Source organism: Streptomyces sp. SID14478 (assembly GCF_010548525.1).
Classification (GTDB): domain Bacteria; phylum Actinomycetota; class Actinomycetes; order Streptomycetales; family Streptomycetaceae; genus Streptomyces.
The window spans coordinates 1-1,106 of record NZ_JAAGMG010000500.1; the positions used below are offsets into that span (position 1 = coordinate 1).

Genomic DNA, 1,106 nt, shown 5'->3' on the forward strand with positions numbered 1-1,106 from the left:
CTGTCCCGGTAGTCGGGCCGCTCGGCCCGCCCGCGCAGTGCGGCCGCGGCGCCGCGCGGATCGGTCGCCCGCATCATGTGCAGGACGTGCGCGGCGACGTCCGGCATCGCCGTCACGTTGTACGCGGCCAGCATCTTGCCGATGACCTCGTCGGCGTACCCGCCCATGCCCTCGGCGAGCAGCCGGTCGGCGAGCGCGTGGCGAAAGGCCTTGCCCTCCGCGGTCTCGGGGGGCGCCGACGTGTCGGACAGGACGAGGGCGCGCGTGCGCCGCGCATGGCGCAGGTGGAACTCCATCGCGATCTGCCCACCCATGGAGACCCCGCCGAGCACGGCCCGCTCCACCCCCAGGTGGTCGAGCAACGCGGCGACGTCGTCCGCGAACCGCGACAGCAGGACGCTGCCCGCCGTGACGTCGCTCGCGCCGTACCCGCGCAGATCCGGCGTCAGCACCCGGTACCCGGCCTCCGCCAGCGACGCGGCCTGAGGTCGCCACCGCGTCCGGTCGAACGGATGCCCATGGACCAGCACGACCACGACACCCTGCGTGGGCCCGGCGTCGTCGTAGCGCAAGACGGCGCCGTCCACCGTGAGTCGGTCCATGGAACACTCCTGACGTGGTCGTTCGCCGCGGGCCGGTGGGCGCACCGTAGGCCGGGCCCACGGGTTCGATCAAGGGGATGGCGGTTCCGGCGCGGGGCCGCCCCGGATTATTTGGGCAGGAGTCCTTACTAGAATGTCGGCATGGCCCCGCCGAAACCGTCCCTGGAGATGCTGCGCGCCCTCACCGACGAGAACGTGCTGCGCGCCCTGATGTCCGAGTCCCGTCTGACGCGCGCCGAGATCTCCGCGCGCACCGGCATCTCCAAGCCGACGATCTCCGACAGCGTCCAGCGCCTGAGCGCGGCCGGGTGCGTCGAGGACACCGGTGAGCGCACCACGGGACGGGGCCGCGCCGGCTCGTACTACGCGCTCGCTCCGGGGCTCGGCGCGGCGCTCGTCGCCGGTGTCACCCAGCACCGGGTGACCGCCGAGACCGTCGACGCCCTCGGGCGCGTCCAGGACCGCGATGAGGCCGAGCTCGGCCCCGGAGCCGGGCCGCAGGCG

Annotated in this window: 2 protein-coding genes; one reads left to right on the top strand and one right to left on the bottom strand. The window is 73.9% G+C overall.

Annotated features, from left to right (window positions below; genetic code table 11):
• On the bottom strand, nt 1-602 hold a 602-nt coding region (locus tag G3I40_RS16420), incomplete at its 3' end, for an alpha/beta fold hydrolase (protein ID WP_164302897.1).
• A 141-nt stretch (nt 603-743) separates the two neighbouring features.
• Here G3I40_RS16420 and G3I40_RS16425 point away from each other — a divergent pair.
• On the top strand, nt 744-1,106 hold a 363-nt coding region (locus G3I40_RS16425), incomplete at its 3' end, for a winged helix-turn-helix domain-containing protein (protein ID WP_164302898.1).